This is a genomic window from Streptomyces beijiangensis, from assembly GCF_017315755.1.
Taxonomy (GTDB): domain Bacteria; phylum Actinomycetota; class Actinomycetes; order Streptomycetales; family Streptomycetaceae; genus Streptomyces; species Streptomyces beijiangensis.
In genome coordinates, this window is record NZ_JAFLRJ010001398.1 from 1 (window position 1) to 290 (window position 290).

Below are 290 nucleotides of genomic sequence, written 5' to 3' on the forward strand. Positions count from 1 at the left end.
GGTCGGCGTAGAGGCGGTGGGCGGGGAGATCGCGGGCGAGGCGGATGATCGCGGCGACCGTGGGGTCGAGGTCCGGGGTGTCTTTGTCGATGAAGGGACCGACCGCGGTGTACCGCTCGGCCACGAAGGCGCCCTCGTAGAGCATGGCGGCGGCTTCGGTGAAGGGCGTCAGGTCGACGGGCAGGAGCTGGGCGCCCGCTGATGCGAGGCGGGTCGCGGCTGCTTCGTACGCCTCGGGCCAGCCCTTGTCCATCGCGCCGAGCTGGGAGGTGGCGGGGACGGCGATGCGG

Annotated in this window: 1 pseudogene; it reads right to left on the reverse strand. The window is 72.8% G+C overall.

Annotation, left to right across the window (positions count from 1 at the left end):
- Window positions 1-290 (reverse strand): annotated as a pseudogene (locus tag J0695_RS42000) (allophanate hydrolase); the annotation flags it as partial.